21 protein-coding genes are annotated in these 18,570 nt (G+C 55.1%); 16 read left to right on the top strand and 5 right to left on the bottom strand.

Annotated elements, in window-relative coordinates; translation table 11 throughout:
- The first annotated feature begins 82 nt into the window (after positions 1-82).
- Positions 83-466, top strand: a complete 384-nt coding sequence (gene grcA, locus CMQ96_RS21920) for an autonomous glycyl radical cofactor GrcA (RefSeq protein WP_098067326.1) — start codon at positions 83-85, stop codon at positions 464-466.
- A 44-nt stretch (positions 467-510) separates the two neighbouring features.
- On the opposite strand, the gene srmB is transcribed toward grcA, so the two are convergent.
- Positions 511-1,842, bottom strand: coding sequence for an ATP-dependent RNA helicase SrmB (gene srmB / locus CMQ96_RS21915; protein ID WP_024359371.1), 1,332 nt, complete (start codon positions 1,840-1,842; stop codon positions 511-513).
- A 132-nt stretch (positions 1,843-1,974) separates the two neighbouring features.
- On the opposite strand from srmB, the gene CMQ96_RS21910 reads away from it, so the two are divergent.
- The gene (locus tag CMQ96_RS21910; RefSeq protein WP_004132794.1) at positions 1,975-2,715 is read left to right on the top strand and encodes a tRNA1(Val) (adenine(37)-N6)-methyltransferase; all 741 of its coding nucleotides are present in this window, start codon (positions 1,975-1,977) and stop codon (positions 2,713-2,715) included.
- Here CMQ96_RS21910 and nadB read toward each other — a convergent pair.
- Positions 2,700-4,319: an L-aspartate oxidase gene (nadB, locus tag CMQ96_RS21905; RefSeq protein ID WP_049085824.1), complete on the bottom strand. Its 1,620-nt coding sequence runs from the start codon at positions 4,317-4,319 to the stop codon at positions 2,700-2,702. The genes CMQ96_RS21910 and nadB overlap by 16 nt on opposite strands.
- A gap of 285 nt (positions 4,320-4,604) precedes the next feature.
- Between nadB and rseD the strand changes: the two genes are divergently transcribed.
- From rseD to acpS, 12 genes are all read left to right on the top strand, one after another.
- Positions 4,605-4,703, top strand: coding sequence for a rpoE leader peptide RseD (rseD, locus tag CMQ96_RS29050; protein ID WP_155552530.1), 99 nt, complete (start codon positions 4,605-4,607; stop codon positions 4,701-4,703).
- Between the two features lie 39 nt (positions 4,704-4,742).
- Complete coding sequence (rpoE, locus tag CMQ96_RS21900; protein WP_004104583.1) at positions 4,743-5,318, top strand: RNA polymerase sigma factor RpoE; 576 nt, start codon at positions 4,743-4,745, stop codon at positions 5,316-5,318.
- Between the two features lie 32 nt (positions 5,319-5,350).
- A complete protein-coding gene (gene rseA / locus CMQ96_RS21895) occupies positions 5,351-6,001 on the top strand; it encodes an anti-sigma-E factor RseA (protein WP_004132795.1) in 651 nt (216 codons plus the stop codon).
- A complete protein-coding gene (rseB, locus tag CMQ96_RS21890; protein ID WP_098067325.1) occupies positions 6,001-6,957 on the top strand; it encodes a sigma-E factor regulatory protein RseB in 957 nt (318 codons plus the stop codon). Before rseA ends, rseB begins: the two co-directional genes overlap by 1 nt.
- Complete coding sequence (rseC, locus tag CMQ96_RS21885) at positions 6,954-7,433, top strand: SoxR-reducing system protein RseC (RefSeq protein WP_098067324.1); 480 nt, start codon at positions 6,954-6,956, stop codon at positions 7,431-7,433. The genes rseB and rseC overlap by 4 nt, the downstream gene beginning before the upstream one ends.
- A gap of 184 nt (positions 7,434-7,617) precedes the next feature.
- Positions 7,618-9,417 (top strand): translation elongation factor 4, encoded by a 1,800-nt coding sequence (gene lepA, locus CMQ96_RS21880; protein ID WP_004123687.1) that lies wholly within the window; start codon positions 7,618-7,620, stop codon positions 9,415-9,417.
- Between the two features lie 14 nt (positions 9,418-9,431).
- Positions 9,432-10,406, top strand: coding sequence for a signal peptidase I (lepB, locus tag CMQ96_RS21875; RefSeq protein WP_004123684.1), 975 nt, complete (start codon positions 9,432-9,434; stop codon positions 10,404-10,406).
- Between the two features lie 224 nt (positions 10,407-10,630).
- Positions 10,631-11,311: a ribonuclease III gene (gene rnc / locus CMQ96_RS21865; RefSeq protein ID WP_004104573.1), complete on the top strand. Its 681-nt coding sequence runs from the start codon at positions 10,631-10,633 to the stop codon at positions 11,309-11,311.
- Positions 11,308-12,213 carry a GTPase Era gene (gene era, locus CMQ96_RS21860; RefSeq protein ID WP_004134890.1) on the top strand — a complete coding sequence of 302 codons (906 nt, stop codon included), beginning with the start codon at positions 11,308-11,310 and terminating at the stop codon, positions 12,211-12,213. The genes rnc and era overlap by 4 nt, the downstream gene beginning before the upstream one ends.
- Before the next feature lie 11 nt (positions 12,214-12,224).
- Positions 12,225-12,962 (top strand): DNA repair protein RecO, encoded by a 738-nt coding sequence (gene recO / locus CMQ96_RS21855; RefSeq protein WP_004134893.1) that lies wholly within the window; start codon positions 12,225-12,227, stop codon positions 12,960-12,962.
- A gap of 11 nt (positions 12,963-12,973) precedes the next feature.
- A complete protein-coding gene (gene pdxJ, locus CMQ96_RS21850) occupies positions 12,974-13,705 on the top strand; it encodes a pyridoxine 5'-phosphate synthase (protein WP_098067323.1) in 732 nt (243 codons plus the stop codon).
- The gene (gene acpS, locus CMQ96_RS21845; protein WP_004123676.1) at positions 13,705-14,085 is read left to right on the top strand and encodes a holo-ACP synthase; all 381 of its coding nucleotides are present in this window, start codon (positions 13,705-13,707) and stop codon (positions 14,083-14,085) included. Before pdxJ ends, acpS begins: the two co-directional genes overlap by 1 nt.
- 36 nt (positions 14,086-14,121) lie before the next feature.
- On the opposite strand, the gene CMQ96_RS21840 is transcribed toward acpS, so the two are convergent.
- Positions 14,122-14,382 (bottom strand): YfhL family 4Fe-4S dicluster ferredoxin, encoded by a 261-nt coding sequence (locus CMQ96_RS21840; RefSeq protein WP_004114478.1) that lies wholly within the window; start codon positions 14,380-14,382, stop codon positions 14,122-14,124.
- Positions 14,383-14,548: 166 nt separating this feature from the next.
- Positions 14,549-15,397 (bottom strand): MurR/RpiR family transcriptional regulator, encoded by an 849-nt coding sequence (locus tag CMQ96_RS21835; RefSeq protein ID WP_098067322.1) that lies wholly within the window; start codon positions 15,395-15,397, stop codon positions 14,549-14,551.
- A 209-nt stretch (positions 15,398-15,606) separates the two neighbouring features.
- Between CMQ96_RS21835 and yfhb the strand changes: the two genes are divergently transcribed.
- Together yfhb and tadA are read left to right on the top strand one after the other, a co-directional pair.
- Positions 15,607-16,242 carry a phosphatidylglycerophosphatase C gene (gene yfhb / locus CMQ96_RS21830; protein WP_064343101.1) on the top strand — a complete coding sequence of 212 codons (636 nt, stop codon included), beginning with the start codon at positions 15,607-15,609 and terminating at the stop codon, positions 16,240-16,242.
- A gap of 58 nt (positions 16,243-16,300) precedes the next feature.
- Positions 16,301-16,807 (top strand): tRNA adenosine(34) deaminase TadA, encoded by a 507-nt coding sequence (gene tadA / locus CMQ96_RS21825; protein WP_004134899.1) that lies wholly within the window; start codon positions 16,301-16,303, stop codon positions 16,805-16,807.
- Here the strand turns inward: tadA and mltF are convergent.
- Positions 16,804-18,420, bottom strand: a complete 1,617-nt coding sequence (mltF, locus tag CMQ96_RS21820; RefSeq protein WP_024359368.1) for a membrane-bound lytic murein transglycosylase MltF — start codon at positions 18,418-18,420, stop codon at positions 16,804-16,806. The genes tadA and mltF overlap by 4 nt on opposite strands.
- Between the last annotated feature and the right edge of the window lie 150 nt (positions 18,421-18,570).

Genomic DNA, 18,570 nt, shown 5'->3' with positions numbered 1-18,570 from the left:
ATATATACACTCATAGAACAATGGTTTTACCAATTGGCCGCGAAGGCCAATAATCGAACAAACCCTGCCTGGGAGGCAAAAAATGATTACTGGTATCCAAATTACTAAAGCTGCAAACGACGACCTGCTGAACTCTTTCTGGCTGCTGGATAGCGAAAAAGGCGAAGCCCGCTGCCTGTGCGCAAAGGCCGGTTTTGCTGAAGATGACGTGGTTGCGGTGAGCAATCTGGGCGAGATCGAATACCGTGAAATTCCGGTAGACGTGAAACCTGAAGTCCGCGTTGAAGGCGGCCAGCACCTGAACGTTAACGTTCTGCGTCGCGAAACTCTGCTGGATGCGGTTGAACATCCGGAAAAATACCCGCAGCTGACCATTCGCGTATCTGGCTATGCGGTACGTTTTAACTCACTGACTCCGGAACAGCAGCGCGACGTTATCGCCCGTACTTTTACCGAAAACCTGTAAGTTTAAGTTTTGATATAAAAACGCCGGGATATCCCGGCGTTTTTTTACTCTTCGTTTGACTGCTGCGGTGTATCCGCTGCGCTTGGTTTACGACGCTTGCCAATATTTTTGGTATCGCGGTGGCGTTTTTTGACGCGCGGCTTCTCTTTTTCTTTCTCTTTCTTCTCTGCTCGCTTCGCTAAAACCTTCTTGGAGGGTTTACCGGTTTGCTTCTCGCTGGGCGCGCGGGTTGTCGGGCGCAGTTCATCGATAACGCGAGCTTTTAACGGCTCTTCAATATAGCGGCCAATTTTACCCAGCAGCAGGTGGTCGTGGGCTTCAACCAGAGAAATGGCGGTTCCTTTTTTACCCGCGCGCCCGGTACGACCGATACGGTGCAGGTAGATATCCGCCGTGCGCGGCAAGTCGAAATTGAATACGTGACTCACGTCCGCGATATCGATACCGCGGGCGGCAATGTCGGTAGCGATTAATACATTAATACGGCCATCGGTGAGACGGCTAATCGCTTCATTACGTTTCGCCTGTACCATCTCGCCTTCCAGCCAGCAGGTATTGATACCCGCTTCACGCAGCCAGCCCGCCAGTTCATGCACGCGCTCGCGCTTGCGTACGAAGACGATAGAACGCGTCGCTTCCGGCTGCTTCAGAAGATGCACGAGGAGGGCGGTTTTATGCTTGATGTCATCCGCGCGGTAATACCACTGATGGATCTTTTTACGTTCGCGAGTGGATGGGGTCGCCGAAACTTCCGCCGGCTCTTCCAGCAGACGCTCGGCAAAATCCTTAATGGCGTCGCCTTCGAGGGTGGCGGAGAACAGCATGGTCTGCTTACGCCAGCGGGTTTCACCGGCGATATGTTCGATATCCTGCGCGAAGCCCATGTCCAGCATGCGGTCAGCTTCATCAAGGATCAGCGTTTCAACGGCGCGGCAATCAAAGTTTTCTTCTTTAATATATTGCAGCAGGCGACCGGTCGTGGCGACCACGATGTCCTGGTTCTCGCTGAACACTTCGGCATGGTTCATATAGGCGACACCGCCGGTGATCGTGGCGATATCCAGATGAGTATGTTTTGCCAGTTCACGCGCATGGTCGGCAACCTGCATCGCCAGTTCGCGAGTGGGGGTCAGGATAAGGATGCGCGGCGGACCAGACTTCTTGCGCGGAAAATCGAGCAGATGCTGCAACGCTGGCAGGAGATACGCCGCCGTTTTACCGGTGCCGGTCGGGGCTGAACCGAGAATATCACGGCCATCAAGCGCAGGCGGAATAGCGGCGGCCTGAATGGCTGTCGGGCGTGTGAAACCTTTATCCTGGAGTGCGTCCAGCAGGTTTTCGTCGAGTTCAAGTTCGGAAAAAGTCGTTACAGTCATGATCTACCTCTGAGTGGACCGCCGATTATAGACGTTACGGACGCAATGTTCATCTGTTTGTAAGGCTATCTGTTCTCCGGTATTGTGCATAGCCTTAAGCTCAGAAGTTTTTTGCCCGCAAGGTTATCGAGGATGTCCCAGTCGAAGTTTGCGCTGCCGCGCAATGGTTTTACGTTTAAGCAGTTTTTTGTCGCCCACGACCGATGCGCGATGAAAGTGGGTACCGACGGTATTTTACTTGGCGCATGGGCGCCGATCGCCCAGGTTAAACGCGTGCTGGATATCGGCGCCGGCAGCGGTCTGTTAGCGCTGATGCTCGCGCAGCGAACCGGGGAGACGGTTATCGTAGATGCTGTGGAGCTGGATGAAGAGGCGGCAGCGCAGGCGCAAGAAAACGCTGCGGATTCTCCATGGGCCGGGCGTCTGCAGATTCATCAGGCGGATATTCAGCAATGGCAGCCGCCGCAAACCCGGCGCTACGAGCTGATTGTCAGCAATCCGCCCTTTTTTGCCGATGGCGTGCCTTGCGCAACCTCGCAGCGCGAGCAGGCTCGTTATACTTCCTCACTCGATCATGCGACATTATTAACCTGCGCCGCCGAGCTGATTACGGAGGAGGGATTTTTCTGCGTCGTGCTTCCGGTCGACATTGGAAACGCCTTTGTGCAACGGGCGCAGAATATGGGCTGGCATCTGCGTCTGCGTACCGATGTTGCGGAAACGGAAATGCGTCCGCCGCATCGGGTTCTGTTGGCTTTTTCTCCAACGCCTGGAGACGAGTGCTTTAGCGACAGGTTGATTATCCGTGGGCCGGAGCAGCAGTATTCCGAAGGTTTTACTGCTTTGACCCAGGATTTTTATCTTTTTATGTGAGCCAGCGGCGAGAGCACAGATGGCCCGCTATCCGGCAGCTGTTCCGGATAGTCGAGCGTATAGTGCAGCCCTCGGCTCTCTTTACGTAGCATGGCGCAGCGCACAATCAGCTCGGCAACCTGTACCAGGTTACGCAGCTCCAGTAAATTATTGGAGACGCGAAAGCGGGCGTAGTATTCGTCCAGCTCCTGCTGCAGCATATTAATGCGGCGCAGGGCGCGCTCGAGGCGGCGGGTGGTGCGCACGATGCCGACATAGTCCCACATCAGCAAGCGCAACTCATGCCAGTTATGCTGAATCACGACCAGTTCATCCGGTATTTCGACCTGACTTTCGTCCCACGATGGCAGTTCGTTGACCGCCTGCGCGAAAGGCATGCGCTTAACAATATCCTCGGCGGCGGACCATCCGTAGACAAGGCACTCAAGCAGCGAGTTTGACGCCATGCGGTTCGCGCCGTGTAATCCGGTATAGCTCACTTCGCCGATGGCATACAGTCCGTCGACGTCTGTACGCCCGTTATCATCAACCATGACGCCGCCGCAGGTGTAGTGCGCTGCGGGAACGACGGGCACCGGCTCTTTAGTCAGATCGATGCCAAGCCCCAGAAGCTTCTCGTAGATCATCGGGAAGTGGTGGCGAATAAATTCTGCGGGTTTATGGCTGATATCAAGATACATGCAGTCAGCGCCCAGGCGTTTCATCTCATGATCGATGGCTCTGGCGACGATATCGCGCGGGGCCAGCTCGCCGCGCTCGTCAAACTCCGGCATAAACCGCGTGCCGTCCGGGCGTTTCAACAGGGCGCCCTCGCCGCGCAGCGCTTCCGTTAACAGGAAGTTGCGCGCTTGCGGATGGTACAGCGCGGTTGGGTGAAACTGATTAAATTCGAGATTGGCGACCCGACAGCCGGCACGCCAGGCCATCGCGATACCATCGCCGGAAGAGACGTCAGGATTCGTTGTATACTGGTAAACTTTCGCCGCGCCGCCGGTTGCCAGCACTACGGCTTTTGCGCTACAGGTTTCAACCGCTTCTTTATTACGATTCCAGATCCACGCGCCCACCACCCGGCGCGTACCGGGCAGGCCGATTTTATCGGAGATAATCAGGTCAACGGCGTTGCTGCGCTCCAGCACGCGGATGTTGGGGTGGGCCAGCGCCTGGCTCACCAGGGTGGTTTCAACGGCTTTACCGGTCGCATCGGCGGCATGGAGGATTCTGCGGTGACTGTGCCCCCCCTCGCGGGTCAGATGGTAGCTCTCCTCACCGTTCGCCTGTACCTGGGTATCGAACAAGACGCCCTGATCGATCAGCCACTGAACGCAGGGTTTGGCGTTGCTCGCCACAAACGACACCGCATGGCGATCGCAAAGACCCGCCCCGGCAATCAACGTATCCTCGATGTGGGATTCCACGCTGTCGGTTTCATCAAACACGGCGGCAATTCCGCCCTGCGCGTAAAAAGTAGAACCTTCACTGATAGGGCCTTTGCTGAGAACCGTGACCGTGCAGCGCTCCGCCAGGCGTAAGGCAAGGGATAATCCGGCAGCGCCGCTGCCAATAATCAGCACATCACAGGAGGAATCGGAAGTTGTTTTCATAGCCTTTGTTTAATTTACTAAACACAATAAGCGAACAATAGCACCAGCCCGCGAGAAATCGTACAATTTTTTTACTCATTGTTGTGAGGGCTAAACATTACGGCTTAATGAGGCGGGCGGGGAAGCGAAAAAAGGTTTTGCGAAGCGGCTCGTTAGCTTCAGATTTTATAGTGAAATAAAAGCCGGGTTACGTTACCCTTCTGGCGGGTCTTGCGCTTTTTCTTATTATCTTACATATCGTTTAGCTACCGGGACATATAATGAGAGATAACAATCCGTCAGCCGGTGCCGGACGAAAAACAAAGGCGTAACGGAACTTTATTGTTTTCAGACACTCCAACCCTCTGCTTGCTCATTTATGCAGTAATTGGGTGGTGTTTTTGAATACGCATGGGAATTGGGTTTGGGGAGACATTACCTCGGATGAGCGAGCAGTTAACGGATCAGGTCCTCGTTGAACGGGTCCAGAAAGGAGATCAGAAAGCATTTAACCTGCTGGTGGTGCGCTATCAGCATAAGGTTGCAAGCCTGGTCTCCCGCTACGTGCCGCCGGGCGATATCGCTGACGTTGTTCAGGAATCGTTCGTCAAAGCATGGCGTGCGCTGGATTCTTTCCGGGGGGATAGCGCTTTTTACACCTGGTTATATCGCATCGCCGTCAACACGGCGAAAAATTATCTGGTTGCTCAGGGACGCCGTCCGCCGTCCAGCGATGTTGATGCGAATGATGCTGAAAACTTCGAAAGTGGCGGGGCATTGAAAGAAATTTCGAACCCTGAGAACTTAATGTTGTCAGAAGAGCTGAGACAAATAGTTTTTCGTACCATTGAATCGCTTCCGGAAGATTTACGCATGGCAATCACCTTGCGGGAGCTGGATGGCATGAGCTATGAAGAAATAGCCGCCATCATGGATTGTCCGGTGGGCACAGTGCGTTCGCGCATCTTCCGGGCGCGAGAAGCTATTGATAATAAAGTTCAACCGCTAATCAGGCGTTGACGATAGCGGAATACTGGAAAAGGGTATCAGGCATGCAGAAAGAAAAACTTTCGGCCTTAATGGATGGTGAAACGCTGGATAACGAACTGCTCAACGAGCTGGAGCGTTCATCTGAAATGCAAAAAACCTGGGAGAGCTACCATCTCATCCGCGATTCGCTGCGAGGCGATACGAGTGAGGTGCTCCATTTTGATATCTCAGCTCGCGTCATGGCCGCCATTGAAAACGAGCCCGTTCGTCAGACGGTTCCTCTTATTCCTGAATCTCAGCCCGCACCGCACCAGTGGCGTCAGATGCCTTTCTGGCAAAAAGTACGCCCATGGGCCAGTTCGCTCACCCAGATGGGCGTTGCCGCGTGCGTATCCCTCGCTGTGATTGTCGGCGTCCAGCAGTATAATGGCCAGTCTGATTCATCCCAGCAGCCGGAGGCGCCGGTGTTTAACACCATGCCGATGATGGGGAAGGCCAGCCCGGTTAGCCTGGGCGTACCGGCTGAGGCTTCAGCCGGTAGCGGTCAGCAGGCTCAGGTACAGGAACAGCGCCGCAGAATTAATGCTATGCTGCAGGACTATGAATTGCAGCGTCGCCTGCATGCGGAACAGCTCCAGTTTGGTCAGGCCCAGACTCAGCAAGCCGCCGTTCAGGTACCGGGCTATCAAACTTTAGGAACGCAATCGCAGTAATGAAGCAACTTTGGTGTGCCATGTCGCTCATGGCAGGCAGCCTGTTCTTCTCCGTCAACGCCTCGGCTGATACATCGTCCGGGGCGTTGTTGCAGCAGATGAACCTGGCCAGCCAGTCCCTCAACTACGAGCTCTCTTTCGTCAGCATCAACAAGCAGGGCGTTGAGTCGCTGCGCTATCGACACGCTAAACTGGATAATCGCACCCTGGCTCAGCTCCTGCAGCTTGACGGACCTCGTCGCGAAGTCGTGCTGCGCAGAACGGAAATCAGCTACTTTGAACCTGGGCTCGATCCTTTTACCCTGAACGGCGACTATATCGTTGATTCCCTGCCTTCGTTGGTCTACTCCGACTTTAAACGTCTGGCGTCCTATTACGACTTTATTTCCGTTGGACGAACGCGTATTGCCGATCGTTTATGCGATGTGGTGCGCGTCGTGGCTCGCGATGGCACCCGCTATAGCTATATCGCATGGCTAGACGCTGAAACTAAGCTGCCTCTGCGCGTAGATCTGCTTGACCGCGATGGTGAAACGCTTGAGCAGTTCCGGGTCGTCTCGTTCAACGTCGGTGATAACGTGAGCGCCAGCATGGAAACCTTATCTAAAGCGAATCTGCCTCCGCAGCTGTCGGTGCCGGAGGGGGGCAATAAGGCCAACTTTAACTGGGCGCCTACCTGGCTGCCGCAGGGCGTTGCCGAAGTGTCCAGCAGCCAGCGTCGTCTCCCTACCTTTGATGGTCCGGTTGAGTCCCGTTTGTATTCCGATGGGCTGTTTAGTTTCTCTATCAATATTAATCGCGCCACCGCGAATAGCAGCGATCAGCTGCTGCGTACCGGGCGTCGTACCGTGGCGACTACCGTGCGTGATAACGCAGAGATAACCATTGTTGGCGAGCTGCCGCCGCAAACGGCAAAGCGTATTTCCGACAGTATTAAATTCAGGGCAGTTCAATGATTAAAGAGTGGGCGACGGTCGTCTCCTGGGATAATGGCGTTGCGCTGGTTCATTGCGATGTTAAAGCATCCTGCAGCAGCTGCGCTTCCCGCGCCGGCTGCGGCAGCCGGGTGCTGAATAAGCTTGGGCCGCAAACCAGCCATACCATTAGCGTTCCCTGCGAGCAGCCGCTGTCGGTCGGGCAAAAAGTGGAACTGGGCATTGCTGAGAGTAGCCTGCTCGGGTCGGCAGTACTGGTGTATATGGCGCCGTTAGTCGGATTGTTCGTGATGGCATCGATATTCCAGGTGCTGTTTGCCAACGACTTCGCTTCGCTATGCGGGGCAATGCTGGGCGGCGTGGGCGGGTTTCTGGTCGCGCGCGGTCTTTCGCCGGGCTTAGCCTCCCGGCAGTCGTGGCAGCCGGTTATTATCAGCGTCGGCTTGCCGCCAGATTTAGTCCGCATCGAGACGCCTTCCTCCCAACTGGGTCAGTGATTCACTGGCCCTTATCTTTATTTACAACTCCCGCAAGAACTCGTCATTTACTCCGGTTATGCTAGCGGTAAGAGCATTTCCTGGTTTCGTGGATGTAGTGTAGAATGCGGCGTTTTCGGATTAAAAAACGTCAGGCACAGAACAGCGGCCTCATGATTCGCGTAAGGCATAATTAACTCTAAATATGAAGAATATACGTAACTTTTCAATCATCGCTCACATCGACCACGGTAAGTCGACGTTGTCTGACCGTATTATCCAGATTTGCGGTGGCCTTTCCGATCGTGAAATGGCAGCCCAGGTTCTGGACTCCATGGATCTTGAACGTGAGCGCGGTATCACTATCAAGGCGCAGAGCGTCACCCTGGATTACAAAGCGGCCGATGGCGAAACCTATCAGCTGAACTTTATCGATACTCCCGGCCACGTCGACTTCTCTTATGAAGTTTCTCGTTCGCTTGCCGCCTGTGAAGGCGCTTTGCTGGTGGTTGATGCCGGTCAGGGCGTAGAAGCCCAGACGCTGGCTAACTGCTATACGGCGATGGAAATGGACCTTGAAGTCGTACCGGTCCTGAACAAAATTGACCTGCCCGCAGCCGATCCGGAACGCGTGGCGGAAGAGATTGAAGACATTGTCGGTATTGATGCCACCGATGCGGTACGCTGTTCAGCGAAGACCGGCGTTGGCGTACCGGATGTGCTGGAGCGCCTGGTGCGCGATATTCCGCCGCCGGAAGGCGATCCGGAGGCGCCGCTGCAGGCGCTGATCATCGACTCCTGGTTTGATAACTACCTCGGCGTCGTTTCTTTGGTGCGTATTAAAAACGGCACCATGCGCAAAGGCGATAAAATTAAGGTGATGAGCACCGGTCAGGTGTATAACGCCGATCGTCTGGGGATTTTCACGCCGAAACAGGTTGACCGTACCGAGCTGAAATGCGGCGAGGTAGGCTGGCTGGTTTGCGCCATTAAAGACATTCTCGGCGCGCCGGTCGGCGATACGCTGACGCTTGCGCGCAACCCGGCGGAGAAAGCGCTGCCTGGCTTTAAAAAGGTGAAACCGCAGGTGTATGCCGGCCTGTTCCCGGTAAGCTCTGATGATTATGAGAACTTCCGTGACGCGCTGGGCAAACTGAGCCTCAACGATGCTTCACTGTTCTATGAGCCGGAAAGCTCTACCGCGCTGGGCTTCGGCTTCCGCTGCGGCTTCCTCGGTCTTCTGCATATGGAGATCATCCAGGAGCGCCTGGAGCGTGAATACGATCTGGATCTGATCACCACGGCGCCGACGGTAGTCTATGAAGTAGAAACCACCTCGAAAGAAGTTATCTACGTCGATAGCCCGTCGAAGCTGCCGCCGCTGAACAATATCCAGGAGCTGCGCGAGCCGATCGCTGAGTGTCACATGCTGCTGCCGCAGGAGTTTTTAGGCAACGTCATTACCCTGTGTATCGAAAAACGCGGCGTGCAGACTAACATGGTCTACCACGGTAATCAGGTGGCGCTGACCTATGAAATTCCGATGGCGGAAGTGGTACTCGATTTCTTCGACCGTCTGAAGTCCACCTCCCGCGGCTATGCGTCGCTGGACTACAACTTCAAGCGCTTCCAGGCTTCCAACATGGTGCGTGTGGATGTGTTGATTAACGGCGAACGCGTGGATGCGCTGGCGCTGATCACGCATAACGACAATGCGCCGTACCGCGGCCGCGAACTGGTAGAGAAGATGAAAGAGCTGATCCCGCGTCAGCAGTTCGATATCGCTATCCAGGCTGCCATCGGTAACCACATTATTGCCCGTTCTACCGTGAAACAGCTGCGTAAAAACGTCCTCGCGAAATGCTATGGCGGCGACGTCAGCCGTAAGAAAAAGCTGCTGCAGAAGCAGAAAGACGGTAAGAAACGGATGAAGCAGGTCGGCAACGTTGAGCTCCCGCAGGAAGCGTTCCTCGCCATTCTGCACGTTGGTAAAGACGGCAAATAACCTAAGGAGTTGGCATGGCGAACATGTTTGCCCTGATCCTGGTCATCGCTACTTTGGTGACGGGTCTGTTGTGGTGCCTGGATAAGTTTATCTTTGCGCCAAAACGTCGCGAAAGTCAGGCCGCTGCCCAGGCGGCGACCGGCGACCAGTTAGATAAGAAAACGCTGAAAAAGGTTGGCCCGAAACCGGGCTGGCTGGAAACCGGCGCTTCGGTATTCCCGGTTCTGGCGATTGTGCTGGTGGTTCGCTCATTTATTTATGAGCCCTTCCAGATCCCATCCGGATCGATGATGCCGACGCTGCTGATCGGCGATTTTATTCTGGTTGAGAAGTTTGCCTACGGTATTAAAGATCCGATTTACCAGAAAACGCTGATCGAAACCGGGCATCCGAAACGCGGCGATATTGTCGTCTTTAAATATCCGCAAGATCCGCGCCTGGATTATATTAAGCGCGCGGTCGGTTTGCCGGGCGATAAAGTGACCTACGATCCCATAGCTAAACAGGTTACTATCCAGCCGGGCTGTAGTTCTGGCCAGGCCTGCGGCAACGCGCTGCCGGTTACTTACTCCAACGTTGAGCCGAGCGATTTCGTTCAGACCTTCTCCCGTAGCAACGGCGGCGAAGCGACCAGCGGTTTCTGGCAGCTGCCGAAAGGCGAGACCAAAGCCGATGGTATCCGCCTGACCGAACGTAAAGAGACGCTGGGCGAAGTGACGCACCGTATTCTGACCGTACCGATTGCTCAGGATCAGGTGGGGATGTATTACCACCAGTCCGGTCTGCCGCTGGCGACCTGGATTGTCCCGCCGGGACAGTATTTCATGATGGGTGACAACCGCGATAACAGCGCCGACAGCCGTTATTGGGGCTTTGTGCCGGAGGCGAATCTGGTGGGTAAAGCGACCGCAATCTGGATGAGTTTCGAAAAACAGGAAGGCGAATGGCCTACCGGCGTACGTTTATCGCGTATCGGCGGTATCCAGTAATTTTCCTGCCCTCTTCACGCTGCCGCCGCAATAACGGCAGCGTGAATTATTTAAGATTTAAATCTATTCAAACTAACGACATCCCTTGTCGTTGCGTATAGAATATCCCCCCGAAGTTTTAGGTTGTCTCTCGTAAGATTGACACAGCACACGAAACCGCGTTGGTTTTTACTCAGGTCGGTTTCGTGTGCTGCATTTTTGACGCATTCATCTATTGGTAACGCATGAACCCCATCGTAATTAATCGGCTTCAACGGAAGCTGGGCTACACTTTTCATCATCAGGAGCTGTTGCAACAGGCATTAACTCATCGCAGTGCCAGCAGCAAACACAATGAGCGCCTGGAGTTTTTAGGTGACTCAATATTGAGCTTTGTGATCGCAAACGCGCTCTATCATCGTTTCCCTCGGGTAGACGAAGGCGATATGAGCCGCATGCGCGCGACGCTGGTGCGAGGTAACACGTTGGCAGAAATTGCCCGCGAGTTCGAATTAGGTGAATGTCTGCGTCTTGGACCGGGTGAATTGAAAAGCGGAGGCTTTCGCCGTGAATCGATACTGGCGGACACCGTTGAAGCTTTAATCGGCGGGATTTTCCTCGACAGCGATATTCAGAACGTTGAGCGCCTTATTCTCTCCTGGTACCAGAGTCGTCTGGATGAAATCAGCCCTGGTGACAAGCAAAAGGATCCGAAGACCCGCTTGCAGGAATATCTGCAGGGGCGTCATCTGCCGCTGCCGTCGTACCTCGTTGTACAGGTACGCGGAGAAGCGCACGATCAGGAATTTACTATCCACTGCCAGGTTAGCGGCCTGAGTGAACCGGTGGTTGGCACGGGTTCTAGCCGTCGTAAGGCGGAGCAGGCTGCCGCCGAACAGGCGCTGAAAAAGCTGGAGCTGGAATGAGCGAAGAAAAAAACTACTGCGGATTTATTGCCATCGTTGGTCGTCCAAACGTGGGCAAATCCACATTGCTGAACAAGCTGCTCGGGCAGAAGATCTCTATTACTTCCCGAAAAGCGCAGACGACGCGTCACCGCATCGTTGGTATTCATACTGAAGGCCCGTACCAGGCGATCTACGTCGATACCCCGGGCCTGCATATGGAAGAAAAACGTGCGATAAACCGCCTGATGAACAAAGCGGCAAGCAGCTCTATTGGCGACGTTGAGCTGATTATTTTCGTCGTTGAAGGTACCCGCTGGACGCCGGACGATGAGATGGTGCTCAACAAGCTGCGCGACGGCAAAGCGCCGGTGATTCTGGCGGTCAACAAAGTCGACAACGTACAGGAAAAAGGGGATCTGCTGCCGCACCTGCAGTTCCTCGGCAGCCAGATGAACTTCCTCGATATCGTGCCGATTTCCGCGGAAACCGGGCTGAACGTTGATACTATTGCCGGTATTGTGCGTAAGCATCTGCCGGAGGCGATTCATCATTTCCCGGAAGATTACATTACCGACCGTTCTCAGCGCTTTATGGCTTCCGAGATCATTCGCGAAAAGCTGATGCGTTTCCTTGGCGCCGAACTGCCGTATTCCGTCACCGTCGAAATCGAGCGTTTTGTAACCAATGAACGCGGCGGTTACGATATTAACGGTCTGATTCTGGTTGAGCGTGAAGGGCAGAAGAAGATGGTGATTGGCAACAAAGGGGCCAAAATCAAAACTATCGGTATCGAAGCGCGTAAAGACATGCAGGATATGTTTGAAGCGCCGGTTCACCTCGAACTGTGGGTGAAAGTGAAATCCGGCTGGGCTGATGACGAACGCGCGCTGCGCAGTCTCGGTTACGGCGACGATCTCTAAGAGCCATTTTGATGGAAGGCTGGCAGCGCGCTTTCGTCCTGCATAGTCGTCCCTGGAGCGAAACCAGCCTGATGCTGGACGTCTTCACGGAAGAATCCGGCCGCGTGCGCCTTGTGGCTAAAGGCGCACGTTCTAAACGCTCCAACCTCAAAGGCGCGCTTCAGCCTTTTACTCCCTTACTGCTTCGCTTTGGCGGGCGCGGCGAAGTCAAAACGCTGCGCAGCGCGGAAGCCGTCTCGCTGGCGCTCCCCCTTAGCGGTATCACGCTCTACAGCGGCCTTTACGTCAACGAACTGCTCTCTCGCGTGCTTGAGCACGAAACGCGCTTCTCCGAACTCTTCTTCGATTATTTGCACTGTATCCAGTCTCTGGCTGGCGCAAGCGGCTCGCCGGAACCGGCGCTTCGGCGTTTTGAACTGGCGCTGCTTGGGCACCTGGGGTATGGCGTGGATTTCCTGCATTGCGCCGGCAGTGGAGAAGCGGTTGACGATGCGATGACCTATCGCTACCGTGAAGAAAAAGGCTTTATCGCCAGCGTGGTTATTGATAACAGCACCTTTACCGGGCACCATCTTAAAGCGTTGGCGAGCCGTGAATTTCCCGACAGCGATGCGCTGCGCGCGGCAAAACGTTTCACACGTATCGCCCTGAAGCCCTATCTGGGCGGGAAGCCGCTAAAAAGTCGCGAGCTTTTTCGTCAGTTTTTGCCCGCGCGGGCTGCGCGAGCCGATAAAACAAATAACGATTAACGAGGATTGTCATGGCTGAATTACTGTTAGGGGTCAACATTGACCACATTGCGACATTACGCAACGCCCGCGGTACCGCTTATCCGGATCCGGTACAGGCGGCTTTTATCGCCGAGCAGGCCGGCGCTGACGGTATTACCGTCCATCTGCGCGAGGATCGTCGCCATATTACCGATCGCGATGTCCGTATTTTGCGCCAGACGCTGGATACCCGCATGAACCTTGAGATGGCGGTGACGGAAGAGATGCTGAATATCGCCTGTGAGACTCAGCCCCATTTCTGCTGCCTGGTACCGGAAAAACGCCAGGAAGTGACCACCGAAGGCGGACTGGACGTGGCGGGCCAGCTCGACAAAATGCGCGATGCCTGTAAACGTCTTGCCGACGCCGGTATCCTGGTTTCTCTGTTTATTGATGCGGACAACGCGCAAATTAAGGCCGCAGCGGACGTGGGCGCCCCCTATATCGAAATTCACACCGGCTGCTACGCCGATGCGCAAACCGACGCTGAGCAGGCAAAAGAGCTGGAGCGTATTGCCAAAGCGGCGACCTATGCCGCCAGTCTGGGGCTGAAGGTCAATGCCGGTCATGGCCTGACCTACCATAATGTAAAAGCCATTGCGGCGCTGCCGGAAATGCACGAGCTGAATATCGGCCATGCGATTATTAGCCGGGCGGTGATGAGCGGCCTGAAAGAGGCGGTTGCGGAAATGAAGCGTCTGATGCTGGAAGCCCGTGCCTGATGGCTATTCTCGGACTGGGTACTGATATAGTTGAAATCGCCCGTATTGAAGCGGTGATCGCCCGCAGCGGCGACCGTCTGGCCCGTCGCGTACTGAGCGATCACGAGTGGGCGATATGGCAACAGCATCAGCAGCCGGTCCGTTTTCTGGCTAAGCGTTTCGCCGTTAAAGAAGCGGCGGCCAAGGCGCTTGGCACCGGCATCCGCAATGGCCTGGCGTTTAACCAGTTTGAGGTTTACAACGACGAGCTGGGGAAGCCAAAGCTACGGTTGTGGGGCGAGGCGAAGAGTCTGGCCGAGCGGCTGGGCGTCAGCAGCATTCACGTGACGCTGGCCGATGAACGCCACTATGCCTGCGCCACGGTGATTATCGAAAGTTAGATTTACAGGCAGGCCGGATAAGTCCATCCGGCAATGTCATAATTTGTCCGCGTGATGCAGCAGGACAAATTTATCCCACAGCTGCTCTTCATTTTCGTTATGCGCCGGGTCTTTCAGAATGGTATTCGGGATCGGACACACCTTCTGGCAGGTCGGCGTATCATAGTGGCCAACGCATTCGGTGCAGCGGTCGCTGTTAATTTCATAAATGCTATCACCCATGGATATCGCCTCATTCGGGCACTCAGGCTCGCACATATCGCAGTTGATACATTTTTTGGTGATTAACAGCGCCATCAGGAAATTCTCAGAAACAACACAAACAGGGCGGGCATTATACGCCCATTTTCCGCCCGGGCCAGCTCTTTTCAACCGTGGGGCGACCATCCGTAGCGGAGAAATTTTGCCCGGCTTGAGCCAATAAGAGTGAGTGAGTTTCTGCCAGCTGGCGGGGCACTCGGCGTTATACCAGCTTTTTCACCAGCGCTTCGCTGTGGCGAATCCGCTCCGGAGCGTGCTCAAGATCCTGCTGCACCAGCCCCATAAACAGGAGATCGGTCAGCATCATCTGCGCGCTGGTGGAAGAGATGGCGGCGCTGCGCGTGGCCTGCTCCTCCGCAATGGTGTACAGGCACAGCGTAGCCTGCTGCTGAAGCGCGTTGGGGTTAAAACCGGTGATCGCCAGGATCTGGCTCCCTACCCGTAACGCTTCACCGGCCGCCATATTGATCTCGCGTCGTTCACCGGAGTAGGAGATGGCCAGCAGCAGATCGTCCGGCGACATCGCCTGTACCGTGGCCAGCAGCGCGTGCATATCCTGTTCAGAGACGGCGTTAATGCCGATTTTCATCAGCTTCCAGCTAAAGTTTCTCGCCACCAGGCCCGATGCGCCGATACCGGTAATGATCACCCGTCGGGCGTGGCGCAGCAGCGTGACGGCTTCCAGCAGCTTCTCTTCGGTGTTGACGTCCAGCGAGGCGTGCATAGCCGCGATGTTATCCTTAATCAGCTTTTCGCCAACCAGCCGAAGAGGATCGTCGCCGCGAATCTGATTATGCACCGGTACGGACTGCGGCGTAGGGGCGCTTGCCAGGGCTTCGCTCAGCGCCAGCTTTAACGCCGGGAAGCCTTTGAAGCCCATTTTCTGCGCAAATTTCACTACGCTTGACTGACTGACGCCGGCTTCGCCCGCCAGCTGCTGTGAGCTAAGGTGGCGGGTTTGATCCGGTTGAGCCAGAATGAAATCGGCCAGTTTTTTATCGCTTGCGGCCAACGTAGGGTAGCGCAGGCGAATACGGGTCAAACAGTTCATAGCGGCTCCGGAGGACAGCTTCACCCTCGGCTGAAAGAATTTTGTATTCGATTATAAGAGGATTATCGCGAATTAAAAATTCTATGCCTAAGATTTCTCTGCAAATGTGTTTTCTTAATCCGGATTCAACGACAGCGTATGTTTTCGCTATTGGCGACGCAAGGCTGTTAAGCTATTGGTAATCGAGCGATCGTACATGGGAGTAGGTTTTGAATAGCAGCACGCGGAGAGTGGTTTTTTTTGATCTGGATGGAACCTTGCATCAGCAGGATATGTTCGGCAGCTTTTTGCGCTATATCCTGCGCCATCAGCCGCTGAATACGCTGCTGGTGCTTCCTTTATTGCCTGTTATTGCCGCCGGACTGATGTTGTACGGTCGCGCCGCGCGCTGGCCGATGAGCCTGCTGCTGTGGGCTTCAACCTTCGGACGCAGCGAGCATCACCTTAAACGCCTGGAGGCCGATTTTGTTCGCTGGTTTCGCCAGCACGTTACGGCCTTCCCGGTGGTTCAGTCGCGGCTTAACCATTATTTGTCCAGCACGGACGCCGATGTCTGGCTGATTACCGGTTCGCCGCAGTCGCTGGTTGAGCAAGTCTATTTTGATACTGCCTGGCTACCGCGGGTCAATCTGATTGCCAGCCGGATGGAGCGGCGCTGCGGCGGCTGGGGGTTAACCCTTCGCTGCCTCGGCAATGAAAAGGTGGCGCAGCTGGAACAGAAAATAGGCGCTCCGCTGCGATTGTATAGCGGCTACAGCGACAGCGAGCAGGACAACCCGCTGCTCAATTTTTGCCAGCACCGCTGGCGGGTGACGCCGCAGGGCGATCTTCAGCAGTTAGAATAGTGTGTAATACATAGCGCCCATGTATAATGCGCCCCGCTTTTCTGCAGGAGTGCCCGCTTTGTCTGACCATGAATTAAATGATGAATACTGGATGCGTCACGCCCTGACGCTGGCCAAACGCGCCTGGGAAGAGGGCGAAGTGCCGGTCGGCGCCGTGCTGGTGCATAATCATCAGGTCATCGGCGAGGGCTGGAACCGGCCAATCGGCCGCCACGATCCGACCGCGCACGCCGAGATTATGGCCCTGCGTCAGGGCGGACTGGTGCTGCAAAACTATCGCCTGATTGACGCAACGCTGTACGTTACCCTTGAGCCTTGCGTGATGTGCGCCGGAGCGATGGTGCACAGCCGTATTTCCCGGCTGGTATTTGGCGCCAGGGATGCAAAAACCGGCGCCGCCGGGTCGCTGATGGATGTGTTGCATCATCCAGGCATGAATCATCGGGTAGAAATAACGGAAGGGATTATGGCGGAGGCCTGTTCCGGCATGCTGAGCGATTTCTTTCGCTGGCGGCGCGAAGAGAAAAAAGCGCTGAAGCGAGCTGGCCAGCAAGTGCAGGACTAATGCCCGGCGCCGGGGATTTTTAATTTTGCGTTATCAACCAGCGTTTCGGCGCGAAAGTTGAAAAAGGACGAAGCGTACTGTTCCGGTTTATCCAGCTCATCCGGCATGACCGCCGGATAGTGTTCGCCCAGGGCCGCCATCTGCGCCTCTTTTCTCTCTTTTTCAGAGAGATAGCCCACAAGGCTAATATGATATTTGCGAATGTTTTCGACGTAGGCGTAGGCTTCGTGTCCGCGTGCAAAGCCGTACTTCAGGCGGCTATAGTAGTTTTTCTGGCTTAACAGCGGCAGACGCTGTTTGACATCGGCCCAGCTATTCGGGTCGCCTTTCTGCTTTTTCGTCAGCGCCATCGCGTCAAGCATGTGCGCGTAGCCCATATTGTAAGCCGCCAGCGCAAACCAAATGCGCTCGTCCTGTGGCACCGACTCCGGCACTTTATTCATCATATCCTGCAAATAACGCATACCGCCGTCGATGCTTTGTTCGGCGTCGGTGCGATCGGTCAACCCCAGGCTTTGGGCCGTATTGCGGGTAAGCATCATTATCCCGCGCACGCCGGTAGGAGAGGTGGCCTGCGGATCCCAGTGCGATTCCTGCCACGAAATAGCCGCCAGCAGACGCCAGTCTATCTGTCGGGCATATTTTTCAAACATCGGCTGCAGGTCCGGGAGAACGCTTTCTACGGCGCGCAGGAAGGTGCGGGTGTCGACATAATCAAAATCGTTGCCGTGGCCGAGGTATTTCTCCTCCAGCCTCGCCAGGGTGCCGTCTTCATTAATATTATTGAAGAAATCGAGCATTGCCGCCGACAGGGAATTGTCTTCGCCTTTTTCGCTAAACCAGGTGACCGGCTGCTCGTCGCTGATATCGAGGGCGACGGCCAGCTCCGGGTGAACGCGCTGGAACAGGCTGACGGCGACCGAATCCGCCACGGTATAGTCGAGCTTACCATCGATGACCGCCTGCATTAGCGCCGTCGTCCCGCGCTTATCGTCCACGCGCCAGTCGAGGTCGGGATATTTTTGCTCTTTCAATGCCTGGAGATCGTTAATCGCCACGTGCCCGGGAGCGATCGCCAGCTGCGCGGCGGTAAGATTTGCCAGGGTGCGCGGGCGCAGGTTGCCTTTGCGATACACCAGCTGTTGCGAAACGGAATAGTAGGTCGGTCCGACCTGATAGTTTTTCACCCGCTCGGAGTTGTAGACCAGACCGGCAGCCAGCATGTCGGCTTTGCCTTCATCGAGATCGTCGAAGAGCTGGCTGATATTCTGCCTGACGGTGACTTTGAGCTCGACGCCGAGGTAGTCGGCAAACTGCTGCGCCAGCTCATAATCAAAACCGTAGGTTTTATCATTGAGGGTCGCGAAGGTCATCGGCGAATTAATGGTGCTGATGCGCAGTTCTCCGCGCGCCATGATCCCCGCCACGCGGTTTTCTGGTTTACCCATCCACGGGAGAGACGGCCACAGGGCGGCCGCCAGCAGGAGGGTCACAATGCCGATGAGCAGATAATTAATCTTTAGTTTTTTCAGATAGTTAATCTTCTGCAGCTTCGGGTTCCTCAGCAGATTATGACCAGAAAAAGTAAAAGGTTGTCTTGGATTGAGCGGCATTTTGCTTAAGAATGCGTCAGTTGGCAACTTATTCGCGAGATGAGTCACATTAATTGATAAACCCCGGCAATCATTTTATTTCTACGCAAACGGTTTCGTCGGGGCGCAGGATTCACTATAATGGCGCCCGTTTCCCCCCTGGCTCACCAT

It is taken from the genome of Klebsiella sp. MBT K-1 (assembly GCF_002556465.1).
GTDB lineage: Bacteria > Pseudomonadota > Gammaproteobacteria > Enterobacterales > Enterobacteriaceae > Klebsiella > Klebsiella grimontii.
The sequence above is the reverse complement of the archived record's forward strand: the minus strand, read 5'-3'. Positions and strand labels throughout refer to the sequence as shown.

Bases quoted from the DNA above. Each gene is read 5' to 3' on its own strand.
- era (WP_004134890.1), top strand. From the start codon at position 11,308: ATGAGCGAAGAAAAAAACTACTGCGGATTTATTGCCATCGTTGGTCGT.
- grcA (WP_098067326.1), top strand. From the start codon at position 83: ATGATTACTGGTATCCAAATTACTAAAGCTGCAAACGACGACCTGCTG.
- CMQ96_RS21910 (WP_004132794.1), top strand. From the start codon at position 1,975: ATGTCCCAGTCGAAGTTTGCGCTGCCGCGCAATGGTTTTACGTTTAAG.
- rpoE (WP_004104583.1), top strand. From the start codon at position 4,743: ATGAGCGAGCAGTTAACGGATCAGGTCCTCGTTGAACGGGTCCAGAAA.
- rnc (WP_004104573.1), top strand. From the start codon at position 10,631: ATGAACCCCATCGTAATTAATCGGCTTCAACGGAAGCTGGGCTACACT.
- rseB (WP_098067325.1), top strand. From the start codon at position 6,001: ATGAAGCAACTTTGGTGTGCCATGTCGCTCATGGCAGGCAGCCTGTTC.
- lepB (WP_004123684.1), top strand. From the start codon at position 9,432: ATGGCGAACATGTTTGCCCTGATCCTGGTCATCGCTACTTTGGTGACG.
- acpS (WP_004123676.1), top strand. From the start codon at position 13,705: ATGGCTATTCTCGGACTGGGTACTGATATAGTTGAAATCGCCCGTATT.
- rseC (WP_098067324.1), top strand. From the start codon at position 6,954: ATGATTAAAGAGTGGGCGACGGTCGTCTCCTGGGATAATGGCGTTGCG.
- lepA (WP_004123687.1), top strand. From the start codon at position 7,618: ATGAAGAATATACGTAACTTTTCAATCATCGCTCACATCGACCACGGT.
- nadB (WP_049085824.1), bottom strand. From the start codon at position 4,319: ATGAAAACAACTTCCGATTCCTCCTGTGATGTGCTGATTATTGGCAGC.
- recO (WP_004134893.1), top strand. From the start codon at position 12,225: ATGGAAGGCTGGCAGCGCGCTTTCGTCCTGCATAGTCGTCCCTGGAGC.
- CMQ96_RS21840 (WP_004114478.1), bottom strand. From the start codon at position 14,382: ATGGCGCTGTTAATCACCAAAAAATGTATCAACTGCGATATGTGCGAG.
- rseA (WP_004132795.1), top strand. From the start codon at position 5,351: ATGCAGAAAGAAAAACTTTCGGCCTTAATGGATGGTGAAACGCTGGAT.
- mltF (WP_024359368.1), bottom strand. From the start codon at position 18,420: ATGCCGCTCAATCCAAGACAACCTTTTACTTTTTCTGGTCATAATCTG.
- srmB (WP_024359371.1), bottom strand. From the start codon at position 1,842: ATGACTGTAACGACTTTTTCCGAACTTGAACTCGACGAAAACCTGCTG.
- pdxJ (WP_098067323.1), top strand. From the start codon at position 12,974: ATGGCTGAATTACTGTTAGGGGTCAACATTGACCACATTGCGACATTA.
- CMQ96_RS21835 (WP_098067322.1), bottom strand. From the start codon at position 15,397: ATGAACTGTTTGACCCGTATTCGCCTGCGCTACCCTACGTTGGCCGCA.